The organism is Terrimonas ferruginea DSM 30193 (assembly GCF_000425585.1).
In the GTDB taxonomy this organism is placed as follows: domain Bacteria; phylum Bacteroidota; class Bacteroidia; order Chitinophagales; family Chitinophagaceae; genus Terrimonas; species Terrimonas ferruginea.
This window is the reverse complement of record NZ_AUDS01000020.1, coordinates 19,604-32,412: the sequence shown is the minus strand read 5'-3', so window position 1 is coordinate 32,412 and position 12,809 is coordinate 19,604. Positions and strand designations below refer to the sequence as shown.

Below are 12,809 nucleotides of genomic sequence, written 5' to 3'. Positions count from 1 at the left end.
AAATGTTACAAATTTTCCTTTATCGTCATGAATAAAATCACCAAAATCATCGACAGCAACGCGCTTAGTTGGAGCTTCCACTTCAACATTCAAGAGTTTGGCAAGCTTTGCGGCAAAGCCTTTTGATGAAACTCCTGAGGACAGGCTACCAGTCGGATCGGCATTCCATCGATCCAACCTTCCTGTCTAAGTATTCGTGCATATTCTTCAGCCTTCACCCATCGACCTTCATACATAATGCTTCTGGGTGATCCATGCGTGACAATATTAAGCAAATTTTCTTCGGGTCGCTGACGCAATTTAATTGCGTTTCGAAACGCTTCTCCGTCGTCGCTAAACTGAAGAATCCTCGCCGCCATCCAGTCTTCCTTGTCCCACTTCAGCAGGTCCTCGACCTTGAATTCCTTGATCCTCTTTTTGATGGCGAAGCCCTTCCTCTTCAAATAATCTGCAACGTCCGACAACTTCTTCTTCGGATTCCGGATGAGCTCCAATAATCCTTTCAAAAATACTTTAATCTTATCTATAATCGTCGCGCCTCCCGTAGCCAGCGCTATAATTGTATCCACAATCAGCTCCGCCAGATCTTCACCCAGGTTTTTGGCCAGTTCGTAAATGCCCTTGTCGGACGAATACCGTTTCTTCAACTCACTGATGAGCTGACTCAGCACTGTTTTCATGAACGTGAGAAAACCTTTCTCGCGGATCTGTGCCCGCAGTTTTTTCAATCCCTCCAGGAACAGCCGGAGTCGCTCCGCATCCATCAAATCCAATACAACGGCAACCAGCCGTATAAAACCTGTCACCACATTGATTACGCCATTGTAAATGCCAACGATAAATGCATTGAGGATATAGACGGCTTCCTGTAAAGTAGTGACCAGTTCTTTTACTACCCCGTTGAACTCCCGGAGTGTTTTTCTTATCTCACCATAGTAGTGACGCAGAAAAGCAAGCACTCCTTTCTTATCCGGATCATCCACCTCATCATGCGGTTCACCCAGGAATAAAGTAATCACCGAATCAATCTTCGAGAATGCCTTTTCCACCAGCTCATAAGGTCCCTGAATATTGACCGGCAGCAAAGGTGTATAATCAAGCCGTCCTTTTTCATTCCTGTTTCCGGGCAACCAATACCGCTTGTTTTCCAGCTTAAGTTCATTTAGAAGGACCGCAAGTTTCTTCAGTAAAAAAACCAGCAGGTCTTTGGGTAATTGTAACAACCTGGCAACAAATAGAATGATCTGTTGTACGGTATTTAACTCTTCGCCATGCTGCGAGTCGTATTCTTTTTTTACGAGTGTATAAACATCATTGAAGTAATGTTGCTGTACCAGTTCAGAATAGGGAAACAGCCATTGTAGTAGGATTTCTGTCAGTTTCGAAAAATCTTCCTGGTTGTATTCCAGCGACGTTAACTTGTAACCAAGACCAACGCTTACAAATTTTTCTACCAGGAGGTGATTAAAACCCGAGAATTCTTCCAGCGTATCTGTGCTACGCATAGTACCGGCGTACCGGCTGATCACTTTTTTAGCTTCCGTTTCGTTGAGACTGATGAAGGCTATGATCTCCGCAGGCTCTGCTATCAGATTTTTATGTGTTTCATGGAGATTGGCTTCTGACGACCGCATCACCAATGCCGTTCTCGCTTCATCAATCGGAGAATTATTCCGGCGCTCATTGCGGGCGCCACCATCTATGTGCGCCTGCGTATTCCGTTCATACCGTTCTGCAAGATCCCAGTATTCCCCGAAGTCACTATCCCTGAACGGGGAAGTAAAAGATTGACCCATGGCTCGTAGTTTCAAACAAACATACTACCGCAGAGAGGGGTCGTTGTCCGGTTTGGGCAGGTTTGCGCACGTATGCGCAGCAAAAGGAAGGCAAAGGAATAAATGCGTAGAAACAGGAAGTTTCGGGCATAAAAAAACCGCCGGGCGGCGGTTAATTTTCCTTCCAATAATGTTCTTCTATAAAAGATAATAATTCATCTTCTGTATCAAACTCTATGATAACAGGTAGCTGATCGCTAAAATAAGTGAACTGGTATTTTCCTTCATCCAGTGTTAAGTGTGTCATCATTTCAGTCGCTTCCTGTTCATCCTGGGTGTGAACAGTACAAAATAAGATGTCGACTCCCGGACGATAAATAGCCCAGTAGCCCATTTCATTTAGTTTATCTGCCAATGCGATCAGCTTATCCGACATGCCGTCAAGATACCGATTCCGCACATAAAAAAAACCACTTCGCAGTGGCTTCATCCAATTAACAATCATTCTCCTTCAATAGCCGGCCTCATAGTCTTTGGGCAATCCGAGCTTGTCGAAAATAATGGACACCTGTCTTACAGTGTAAAACCTTCCTACTCTTTTACCGATCACTTCGTCATGCGGCTTCAGCCAGCGGTTCATGGTACGCACACTGATTTCATACAGTTGCGCCAGTTCACCAATGCTGTACACCTTTGTTTCCACCACCTTTCTCTCTTTGCTCATCACTATCATCGTTTTAGTTTTTTACATAATCATGCGCGTGTGTACCATCCGATATATTCACTTACATCGAGTGATAACAAAGCGGCCATTTCCATTACGCCCAATCCCTGCCGGTTCCTGTATTCTTCCGTCAGCAGATGAAGTGAACCGGGTGTTTCCGGTTGCACCTCCAGCTCTTCGGGTTCATGCCTTCTGATGTCCTGCTGATTGAATTGCTGCAGCAGATAACGTTTCTGATTGGCAGTGATGAAACCGAGATCATCCGCACGATATAATAAGGATATCATCGACACCTGCCATTTCTTTTTCAACGTCGCCAGCAGCGGCAACGTTATTCCCTGCACAAAATCAGGACGGATATCTTCTTCTGGCATGAGGAAGGCCGCAGCAAATACATTGGCATTGTGAGATATGTTGCTCTCAGGATCCGGCGTCAATCCCCGGTGCAGTACCAGGTGCCCTAATTCATAAGCCAGCGAAAAACGTTGACGGTCGCCGGTCAATACTGTATTGAGTATGATCAGCGGAAAACCATTCTCCGTGGTAAGGCTGCGGCTGTCGACACGCGTGGTATTGAAGTCGAGTTCGTGGATCATGATGCCTTTCCGCTCGAGTAAAGACATCAGTTCTCCTACCGGCCCCGCGGGCAACAACCATTCTTTGCGAAGCAGGGCCGCTGCTTTAGCCGGATTCCCGGGATCATACAAGGGTAATTGTGGCGGAGCCATGTTGCGCAAGGTTGTCAGCAATTCAACATTCAACCGGACAATATTCACCTGGGCCTCGATCGGGTTCAATACGGCGGCTGGCACATGCTGTCGTTTCCGGTAGGCCATATATAAAGGCAATGGTTCGCCGGGCTGATAAAAAAACTGTACGGGGTAGCCGGTGGCCTCCGACAAACGCTCTAATAATTCGTCGTTGACATCGGCTTGTCCTCTTTCCAAACGCGAGATATTTACCTTGTAAGAATCGATTTTGCCCGCCAGTTCCTGCTGCGTCATGCCGCGTGATTCACGGGCCAAAACGATCATACGGGGATTGATAACTTTCATGGAAAGGTTGCTCTTCCAAAGTTATCCGTTTATTTGTAAAAACTAAAAAAAAGTAACAAATATCTTTTATGTATGTTTATTTATTATAATTCAATGAATTATAAATACTACTATTTTTAGCATTTTAATGTGCTCGTTTTTTCGTATAGTAATTGACAGCCTGAATTTTTTGTTGAATTAGGAAAGAAAGTGCCCGACTCGCACCCTTCGAGGACCTCAGGGACCACCCTTCGAGGACCTCAGGGACCACTCTTCGAGGACCTCAGGGACCACCCTTCGGGAGGCCGAAGTATCGGCCTGAGGGACCTTACGCCTTATACCTTTTGCCTTACGCCTTACGCCCTATACCTTAAGCCTTTCACAACATCACCACCTTATCCCTGATAATGTGATACAGCTTAATGGTGAGCGCATGAAACAACATCTTGCCATTGGCATTGCGTTCTATATAGTAAGCAGCTTTGTCTAACTCTTCAATGATTGCCTGTTGTTGCTCTATGCCGGCAATCTTATTTAAACGATTAGCAAAATCTTTTTCGCGCTCGGGCATCAACTGCCCCGCCGTTTCCTCCAACACACGCAGGCGAACCGCCTGTTCCAGCAAGTGATTGAAATAACGCAGGAATTGCTTCTGCTTTTCACGTCCCAACTTGTTGATCTCATCCACCCATTTGGTCTGGGCAACAGGACCGTTTTTCAATACCGCATTCAGCCATTCTCTTAACAAACCCTGCCAGTCTTCATCGGCATGTTGCACCTGCTGCAGCGCTTCACGATAATTGCCTTCGCTCACCTGCGCTACCTGCCGCGCCACTAATGCATCGGTTTTGTTGCGGCTGATGAGCGCCGCTTCTATGTCGCGCGTTTCGAGCATGGGCACTTTTACCAGTTGGCAACGACTGAGAATCGTTTGCAGGATCATCGATTCGTTCTCAGCAACGAGAATGAATAAAGTATTTGCCGGCGGCTCTTCAATTAGTTTAAGCAGTTTGTTTCCTTCATTGCCCAGGTATTCCGGCAACCACATCACCAACACCTTGTAAACGCTTTCGAAACTTTTAAGATTCAGTTTGCGGATGATTTCATTGCATTCATGCGCGGTGATATTGCCCTGCTTATTTTCTGCACCAATGAATTGCAGCCAGTCATAAACATTTCCATAAGGATAAGCCTTCATGAACTCGCGCCACTCTGTGATATAATCGGTGCTGACCGGCGGACTGCCCGGCTTTTTCGTAACCACCGGATAGGAATAGTGGATATCGGGATGCGCATATTGTGCCGCTTTTACGCAGGCAGCACATTCGCCGCAACTGTCGTAGATGGATGGTTTGGCTACAGGCTCGGGTTCTTCACCAAATAACGAAGGTCCTGCAGGGGCTGCATTGTTATTGTTCACCTTTTCACAAACCACGTATTGCGCGAGCGCCATCGCCAGCGATAATGCGCCACTTCCTTCTTTTCCCAAAAACAATAAAGCATGAGCCAGCCGGTTTTCCTGCATGAGGTCGGCGAGTTCCTTCTTTAACGTTTCCTGCCCGATAATGTCTTTGAATTGCATCCTTGCAAATATAAGTTACCTGTCCGACGCAGGCATGAAAAGAGCCGGCAAGCCGGCTCCTATTTTACGTTTACCTATTTACACATTCTTAATTCAGATACTTCAGCACTTCTTCGCTCATCGGCTTGGTACGTGGGCTGAACACCGTGATCAGTTGCCCTTTTTCATCCACGAGGAATTTGGTGAAGTTCCAGCTGATCGGATCTTTAATGCCTTTTTTGGCCGCTTCATCCACCAGGTATTTGAAGATGGGAGCAATATCATCGCCTTTCACCGAAACCTTATCGGCCATCGGGAAGGTAACACCGTAATTTTTTTTACAGAATTCGGCGATTTCTGTTTTAGTGCCCGGTTCCTGGCCGGCAAAGTTGTTGGCTGGAAATCCCACGATCACCAGTTTGCCCTTGTATTGCTTGTAAAGTTTTTCCAGGTCGTCATATTGCGGAGTCAGTCCGCATTTTGAAGCGGTATTGACGATCAGGATTTTCTGGCCTTTGTATTTTGAAAAGTCAATGGTACCACCTTCCAGACCTGGCACTTTGAAGTCGTAAATAGAGGAACCTGTCATGGTGATAGACAGGATCAGTGCGGCAATCAGTGTTTTCATGTTATGTGTGTTTTTATTGTTGTCAAAAAATCAGCGGCGTTCAAAACAACCGAGGTCCGGCAATCCGACCGGACGGGTTTTTCCGTCGAGATCGATGTTGGCGGATGTTGCACGCCCGGCTTCCAGTCCGGGTGCGCCTGCCTTTAACCGGAAATCATAATAACGTTCCTGTGAGTTAATTGTTTCAAATCCCGGATCCTGCGTTGTCAGCATCGACGTGGCCGTTACACCCTGAAGTGGTGCGGCTAGTTTCCACAGTCCATGGTCAAAATTTACGGTAAAAGCTGCCGCAGCGTTTCTGTTGATCAGCACTTCATTTTCCACCAGTCCGCCTTCACCCCAGAAAATGCAGTTGGTAAAACTGGCATCGAGCGCAGCGGCGCCGGTTTGCGTGTTATTCGTGATCGACAGCACCGGCTCTTTGTGCGGCACATAGTTATTGGAAATGGAGACAACCGTGCAGTGTGTAAAACGGTAGGTGCCTCCTGCTGTCAATACCACATTGCGTCCGCAATTACTCAACAGGCAGTTGCGCGCTTCAATGGAAGAGCCGCTTCCTGCCAATCCGATATCGTATGCATTGTCGATCACACTTTCATACAGGCGGAGTTTGGGTTGCGCTGAAAGTGACACGCCCTGCACCACTATTGCCTGGTAGGCATGCCGGATAAATGCGTATTGCACGATATTATCGCGGCTTGTTTCCCTGAAATAAATGCCGGGCCAGGAAGCGGGATAATCGCGGTAAGGCGGGTCCAGTCTGTCTCCCTGGAATTTAATACGATCGACAGTGTCCTTATCACCTATGGCTTCCAATGTTCCGTCAATGATGATGGGTGCATTCGCATGCATGTACACGCGGCAGCCCTTGTTCATTTTTAGCTTTACGTTTTCTGCTACATATAAATAATCAAGGATCACATAAGGCAGGTCGTTGTTCCACGTTTCATCGGAGGTTACTTCGTGCCCGCGCAGGAAATGTGCATTCTGTCCCCAGGCCTGCAATTGCACTTTGCGTGTATTGCCGTTGTAATCGATCTGGATGCTGTCACTGATGATAAAGGGAAGACTGCCCGCGGCGGGATCCACATTTACCTGCACGAATACATATATACTGTCGTTGGCATTGATCTCAATATTATTCACCTCCGGTGCTGACGTACCATCTACATTCATTTTAAATGCCGATGTGGTGCCGCCCATCAGTTTCACCGAATTAAGTCGCAGTTTGCGATCGTTGTCGTTGATGATTTTGAAGGATTTTGTCACTGATCCTACCCGCGTGAATACGGTGTCGTATTTAAGCGAGTCGGTTGTAATGGTAACGCGTGCATCGCCCGAGGTAATGAATGAGTCTTTGCGACAGGCAGCGAACGCAAACAGCAATAAAAAAAGCGGAAGGATTTTTTTCATGAAAAACATGGTTTTCAAAATTAGCGGAGTTTTGGCAAAGCACCGCATCTATAAGCGTTCGGCAGCATAACAAAGTGTGGCCAGGCTTACGGAGTTTGCTCCGGCCTTCAACAAGGCAGTACCACAAGCTTCCACGGTGGCGCCGGTGGTCACCACATCATCGACCAGCAGGATGTTTTTGCCGTTGCATTGTGCCGCCGATGCGCGAAACCTGCCGTCCATATTTTCCCATCGTTCCAGGCGGTCCATGCGGGTTTGTGTATTCGTCGCCTCCGGGCGGATCACACATTTATCATTTATTTTTTTGTTCCAGGCCTCGCTCATGCCCTGGCATAAAAGCAAGGATTGATTATATCCCCGTTTTCGTTCCCGGGATTTATGCAAAGGCAGCGGCACCAATATGTCGATGTGTTGAAAATGCGGTGCCTGTGCCAATTGTTGTCCCATCAATAAACCAAGCTGCCGTCCGAGTGGCTGATCGTTGCGGTATTTAAGGCGATGCATGAGTTGCCGGGTCAATGAATGCCTGCCGAAATATAACAGCGAAGCCGCGGCTGTTAAAGGCAACCGACCGGTAAATTTTCTGAAGACGGGATTATCCGGCCATTTTTCAAAATCCGTCCGCGGCAGATCCGACAAACAAGAAAGGCATAACTGACCGTCCGCATTGATATTATCCGACCCGCATCCGCTGCAGGTATGCGGAAAGAAAACATGCAACATGTTTTCCCGCCAATTGTGGAGCTGACGTAACATCTTAAGTCAAAATTCAAAAGTTAAAATTCAAAAAGGGGCTTGCTGCCTGAGCTCTCCTCAAGTCTTTTGCAGTCCCGATTGTTGGTTCGTGTATACACGAACCAAGGGGAAACGGTTGCTTATTGCTATTGAGCTATTCACTTTTCAGCGAAACCAAGGCATTCATGGTTCACTAATTGCCTTATTCACCATTCACCATTCACTTATTGACTTATTCACCTACTGAAAAAGATATTGATAAACTTCTTCCACCCTCGCCATCGTTACCACCTCAATCTTGTATTTGCTCTGGCTGATGCCTTTCTGGCTGTAACGCGATACGATGATTTTTTCGAAGCCCAGTTTTTCCGCTTCGGCTATGCGCTGTTCTACGCGATTGACGGCGCGGATCTCTCCACTCAGTCCGACTTCACCCGCAAAACATATGTGTTGCGACAGCGGTACATCTTCGTAAGAAGAGAGCAAGGCACACAAAACCGCCAGGTCGATCGACGGATCTTCCACTTTCAATCCACCGGCTATATTCAGGAATACATCTTTTACACCGAAATGAAAACCGCCCCGTTTTTCGAGCACCGCCAGTAATAGTTGTAAACGACGCAGATCAAATCCTGTAACGGTCCGCTGTGGTGTGCCATACACGGATTGTGTCACGAGTGCCTGCACTTCTATCAGCAGAGGACGCACTCCTTCCAGCGTAGCCGCAATGGCAATGCCACTTAGCGCTTCTTCTTTTTGTGTGATCAGTATTTCACTTGGATTGGTAACACCGCGCATGCCTTGTTCACTCATTTCATAAATACCCAGCTCGGCTGTGCTGCCGAAACGGTTTTTCAGCGTGCGCAGGATGCGATAGGCATAATGACGGTCGCCTTCAAACTGCAATACGGTGTCTACCATGTGTTCCAATACTTTCGGTCCTGCAATGTTTCCGTCTTTGGTGATATGACCGATCAGGAATACGGGCGTATTGGTTTCTTTGGCGAAGCGCTGAAACTCAGCGGCGCATTCTTTGATCTGCGATACACTGCCGGCGGATGATTCGATGAAAGGCGACTGAAGCGTTTGGATGGAATCAACGATCACAAAACCGGGTTTGAGTTTTTTGATCTCGTTGAAGATGACCTGCGTGGATGTTTCCGTCAGCAGGTAAAACTGATCGTTCTGCAAACCAAGACGATCAGCCCGCATTTTGATCTGTTGTTCGCTTTCTTCACCACTTATATATAGTACGGTGGCATCTTTCATCCACAAACCATTCTGCAGAAACAAAGTAGACTTGCCGATGCCGGGTTCGCCGGCGACCAATACAAGACTGCCCGGAACAATGCCGCCACCCAACACGCGGTTGAGTTCGGGATCGGCCGTTACCATCCTCTTCTCTTCACTGCTTTTGACATCGGTGAGTGTGATGGTGCGTGTGTTGCGGCGCGCCAACGCATCATAATCATCCCAGGCTTCCTTGCCTGCATTCTTTGGATTATCTTTCTGAACCAGTTCTTCTACAAAACTATTCCACTGACCGCAGGATGGGCACTGGCCGAGCCACTTGACACTTTCATAACCACACTGCTGACAGAAGTAGGCCTTCTTAACTTTACTCATGCGCTAAAGATAAATGAATTGGGAGGGTCGGAGGAGGAGGAAACCACAGGTTTTTAATGGGAAAAAACGGGCAGGCATAAAATGTAAAAAGGGCCAATCTGACGATTGACCCCCCTTACTTACTAACCCATTAAATTCTTGCACTAAGTTACAAATCTGCATCACATTTCAAAATAATTTTTTCTTGCTGTGAATAACTTTAAGTCCCTCCTGACACAGTTAAAACACACTGAAAATCAATCTATTCTGCGATTAAAAATATTGATAACCAGTCCCTTACAACCCCGTTTATTCACCCTTTTTTTAAGGCATTTGTTAAATTCAAAAACCGTTGCCTGACAAAAAGACGGGATTAATCCGCAAAGCAGGAAATGGTAGTAGATTTGATGTAGAAAGTCAACAGTAAAAATTCAAAAGGCAAAATAGTTATCGTGGCAGATGCCTGCTACCAGAAAACAGTTTTTTGAATTTTGATCTTTAAATTTTGAGTTTCCTGGATTGGATTTTGACTTTTGACTTTTAAATTTTGACTTAAAATCTTGGTTTTATGACATTTGAAATTATGATCGTTTCGCTGATTTTCGTAGGAATCAGCATGGTAGTGTCGATGGTGCTGAAAAGCAAATTCAACAAGTACAGTAAAGTACCGCTTTCCAACGGCATGACCGGACGCGAAGTGGCCGAAAAAATGCTGCGTGAGAACGGAATATATGATGTAAAAGTTGTATCTGTTGACGGTTTTCTGTCAGACCACTATAACCCGGCTAACAAAACGGTGAACCTGAGCCCCGAAGTATACCAGGGCAATAGCGTATCGGCTGCTGCCGTAGCTGCACACGAATGCGGCCACGCCGTACAGCATGCCACCGCCTACGGACCGCTGACCCTGCGCAGCAAACTGGTGCCTGCCGTACAATTCAGTTCCATGATCGTAAACTGGGTATTGATCATCGGCGTGATCATGGCCGCTTCCGGTAACACCACCCTGCTCCTGATCGGTATCATCCTGATGGCCGTTACGGTCGTGTTTACGTTGGTGACATTACCGGTAGAATTCGACGCCAGCAAACGTGCGCTGGCCTGGTTGAATCAGACCAATATTACCAACCAGCAGGAATATCCCAAAGCGAAAGATGCCCTGAAATGGGCCGCCACTACTTATGTTGTAGCAGCACTCGCCGCGGTGGTAACACTGGTGCAGTATATTATGATTTACATGGCAAGAAGAGACTAAGCTCCATTACGGATAAAAGAAAAGCCCCACAGTATCTGCGGGGCTTTTTTATGTTTTGTGCGAAAGATCAGAGTTTGATCTGCTCGCCGTTGGCGTCGAAAAATTTGTACTCTGTCAGATGAAGGTTGGTATCTGCAGCGAGCCTGGTTTTCTGTCCAAACTTCTTGTTCCACTTCGCGATCTTGGAAGTCCAGAAAAGTCCTTTGGCAAGGTATGCGTACATGATCGGGTTCACGGACAGTTGCAGTCCTTTGTGTTTGTGCGTGATCAGGTAGCTGAGATTTTTCTCGATGTCGTCTTCGAGTAATAAGGTAGAAGAAATTTTACCGGTGCCGTTGCAACTCGGGCAGATTTCCTGCGTGTTGATGTTCATCTCGGGCTTCATGCGTTGACGCGTGATCTGCATAATGCCGAATTTCGAGATCGGCAGTACCGCATGTTTCGCACGGTCCGGTGCCATGAACTCTTCCATTTTCTCCACCAGCCTGCGTTTGTTCTCGGGAAGCTTCATGTCGATGAAGTCGACCACGATGATACCACCCAGGTCGCGGAGGCGCAATTGACGTGCGATCTCTTCCGCTGCTTCGAGATTGGTCTCGAGCGCGTTTTGTTCCTGGTTATTGCTCACGCTTTTGTAACCGCTGTTTACATCGATCACGTGCAGGGCTTCTGTATGTTCGATGATGAGATAAGCGCCGCTGTTGAGGTTGACGGTTTTGCCAAACGAAGCTTTTACCTGTTTGGTGATTCCGAATGAATCAAAAATGGGAGAACCGTTCTGGTAATAAGAAACGATATCCGCTTTTTCCGGCGCTATGCGCTGGATATAATTTTTTGTATCGGCGAAGATCGTGCGGTCGTTGACCACGATGCGGTTAAAGTCGGCATTCAGCAGATCGCGGAGGATGCTGTTGGTCTTCGTTTGTTCGCTGAGGATTTTTGCCGGAGGTGCGGCGCCGTGCAGGTTACGCTGAATGGTCTTCCACATCTCCACGAGGGCAGAAAGATCTTCGTGCAGTTCGGCCGTGTTCTTGCCTTCTGCTGCCGTGCGTACGATCACACCGAAGTTTTTGGGCTTGATGGCTTCTACTATTTTCTGAAGACGTTTTCTTTCTTCCGCTGAATGGATCTTGCGGGATACCGCAACGATATTGTTGAACGGGGTGATCACTACAAATCGGCCGGGCAGGGAGATTTCGCAACTGAGGCGCGGGCCTTTGGCTGCGATGGGTTCTTTGAGGATCTGAACGAGAATATTGGGCTTGCCGCCCAGCACTTCGTTGATCTTTCCGGTTTTAATGATCTCGGGTTCGATTTCAAATTTGGCGAAATCAAGGCCGGATTCTGATTTGTCGTTGATGGTCTGCTGGGTGAATTTCAGCAGGGAGCGGGCGTAGGGGCTGAGGTCGGTATAGTGCAGGAAGGCATCTTTTTCGAAGCCTACATCTACGAAGGCGGCGTTCAGTCCGGGGATGAGTTTTTTTACCTTACCGAGGTAAAGATCACCCACGGCAAAACGGGCATCGCTTTTTTCGCTATGCAGTTCTACCAATTTCTTGTCCTCCAGCAAGGCGATTTCTACACCTTGAGGGGCCGCATTGATAATAAGTTCCTTGTTCATTACAGCTTACATAAATGAAACACCTTAGAGTGTGCTGTAAATAGTACTGGCGGCTGCAATTCCATACGTGGTTGCCTGGGGAAAGTTATTGCAGCGCAAGGAAGGCATCCGGAAGTGTAGTTCGCCGTTGGCGAAAATTCGTTTAGGTCCGGATAGCTTACCTGGCAACTTGTATGGCATACAACCAGTTGACCTGGAAAATTTAGACGGCGGATTGGATGCTCAGGAACCACCGGGCACAAGCACCCGATTTCAGTATCTGCGCAGCAGTAAACTGCCGAAATGAAACAATCTTTTGAAGAACTAATGTATCAGTTACTTCACAAAACCTTGTCATCCAATCCGCCGCCCGCACCCGCCATTGGCGGGTAGCGGTTAGCTAAATTCTTGTCAGGAAAAGAAAGCAGGGCTTACTTTCTCTTCTTGTGACGGTTCTTTCTCAGTCTTTTTTTACGCTT

11 protein-coding genes are annotated in these 12,809 nt (G+C 47.2%); 1 reads left to right on the top strand and 10 read right to left on the bottom strand.

The genetic code is table 11. The features are described 5' to 3' along the window. Positions 1-89: 89 nt before the first annotated feature. From H608_RS0107865 to radA, 9 genes are all read right to left on the bottom strand, one after another. Entirely contained in the window at positions 90-1,796 is a 1,707-nt protein-coding gene (locus H608_RS0107865) for a phage tail family protein (protein WP_028787200.1), read from the bottom strand. Between the two features lie 151 nt (positions 1,797-1,947). After that, entirely contained in the window at positions 1,948-2,211 is a 264-nt protein-coding gene (locus H608_RS0107860; protein ID WP_155990089.1) for a hypothetical protein, read from the bottom strand. A 75-nt stretch (positions 2,212-2,286) separates the two neighbouring features. Continuing rightward, a complete protein-coding gene (locus H608_RS0107855) occupies positions 2,287-2,499 on the bottom strand; it encodes a hypothetical protein (RefSeq protein WP_028787198.1) in 213 nt (70 codons plus the stop codon). A 29-nt stretch (positions 2,500-2,528) separates the two neighbouring features. Then, positions 2,529-3,533 (bottom strand): helix-turn-helix domain-containing protein, encoded by a 1,005-nt coding sequence (locus H608_RS0107850; RefSeq protein WP_162142853.1) that lies wholly within the window; start codon positions 3,531-3,533, stop codon positions 2,529-2,531. Positions 3,534-3,912: 379 nt separating this feature from the next. Further along, positions 3,913-5,115: a DNA polymerase III subunit gene (locus tag H608_RS0107845; protein WP_028787196.1), complete on the bottom strand. Its 1,203-nt coding sequence runs from the start codon at positions 5,113-5,115 to the stop codon at positions 3,913-3,915. Positions 5,116-5,203: 88 nt separating this feature from the next. Continuing rightward, positions 5,204-5,722, bottom strand: a complete 519-nt coding sequence (locus tag H608_RS0107840) for a glutathione peroxidase (protein WP_028787195.1) — start codon at positions 5,720-5,722, stop codon at positions 5,204-5,206. 30 nt (positions 5,723-5,752) lie between these two features. Then, positions 5,753-7,135: a hypothetical protein gene (locus H608_RS0107835; RefSeq protein ID WP_028787194.1), complete on the bottom strand. Its 1,383-nt coding sequence runs from the start codon at positions 7,133-7,135 to the stop codon at positions 5,753-5,755. Between the two features lie 48 nt (positions 7,136-7,183). Further along, positions 7,184-7,891 (bottom strand): ComF family protein, encoded by a 708-nt coding sequence (locus tag H608_RS0107830; RefSeq protein WP_028787193.1) that lies wholly within the window; start codon positions 7,889-7,891, stop codon positions 7,184-7,186. A 219-nt stretch (positions 7,892-8,110) separates the two neighbouring features. Further along, positions 8,111-9,496, bottom strand: coding sequence for a DNA repair protein RadA (radA, locus tag H608_RS0107825; protein WP_028787192.1), 1,386 nt, complete (start codon positions 9,494-9,496; stop codon positions 8,111-8,113). Positions 9,497-10,043: 547 nt separating this feature from the next. On the opposite strand from radA, the gene H608_RS0107820 reads away from it, so the two are divergent. Then, positions 10,044-10,730 carry a zinc metallopeptidase gene (locus H608_RS0107820; RefSeq protein WP_155990088.1) on the top strand — a complete coding sequence of 229 codons (687 nt, stop codon included), beginning with the start codon at positions 10,044-10,046 and terminating at the stop codon, positions 10,728-10,730. Positions 10,731-10,797: 67 nt separating this feature from the next. On the opposite strand, the gene H608_RS0107815 is transcribed toward H608_RS0107820, so the two are convergent. Continuing rightward, positions 10,798-12,351: an Rne/Rng family ribonuclease gene (locus H608_RS0107815; RefSeq protein WP_028787190.1), complete on the bottom strand. Its 1,554-nt coding sequence runs from the start codon at positions 12,349-12,351 to the stop codon at positions 10,798-10,800. Positions 12,352-12,809 lie beyond the last annotated feature (458 nt).

What these genes read in the sequence shown, in the direction of transcription:
- H608_RS0107865 (WP_028787200.1), bottom strand. Translation starts at nt 1,796, where the DNA reads ATGGGTCAATCTTTTACTTCCCCGTTCAGGGATAGTGACTTCGGGGAA.
- H608_RS0107860 (WP_155990089.1), bottom strand. Translation starts at nt 2,211, where the DNA reads ATGTCGGATAAGCTGATCGCATTGGCAGATAAACTAAATGAAATGGGC.
- H608_RS0107855 (WP_028787198.1), bottom strand. Translation starts at nt 2,499, where the DNA reads ATGAGCAAAGAGAGAAAGGTGGTGGAAACAAAGGTGTACAGCATTGGT.
- H608_RS0107850 (WP_162142853.1), bottom strand. Translation starts at nt 3,533, where the DNA reads ATGATCGTTTTGGCCCGTGAATCACGCGGCATGACGCAGCAGGAACTG.
- H608_RS0107845 (WP_028787196.1), bottom strand. Translation starts at nt 5,115, where the DNA reads ATGCAATTCAAAGACATTATCGGGCAGGAAACGTTAAAGAAGGAACTC.
- H608_RS0107840 (WP_028787195.1), bottom strand. Translation starts at nt 5,722, where the DNA reads ATGAAAACACTGATTGCCGCACTGATCCTGTCTATCACCATGACAGGT.
- H608_RS0107835 (WP_028787194.1), bottom strand. Translation starts at nt 7,135, where the DNA reads ATGAAAAAAATCCTTCCGCTTTTTTTATTGCTGTTTGCGTTCGCTGCC.
- H608_RS0107830 (WP_028787193.1), bottom strand. Translation starts at nt 7,891, where the DNA reads ATGTTACGTCAGCTCCACAATTGGCGGGAAAACATGTTGCATGTTTTC.
- radA (WP_028787192.1), bottom strand. Translation starts at nt 9,496, where the DNA reads ATGAGTAAAGTTAAGAAGGCCTACTTCTGTCAGCAGTGTGGTTATGAA.
- H608_RS0107820 (WP_155990088.1), top strand. Translation starts at nt 10,044, where the DNA reads ATGACATTTGAAATTATGATCGTTTCGCTGATTTTCGTAGGAATCAGC.
- H608_RS0107815 (WP_028787190.1), bottom strand. Translation starts at nt 12,351, where the DNA reads ATGAACAAGGAACTTATTATCAATGCGGCCCCTCAAGGTGTAGAAATC.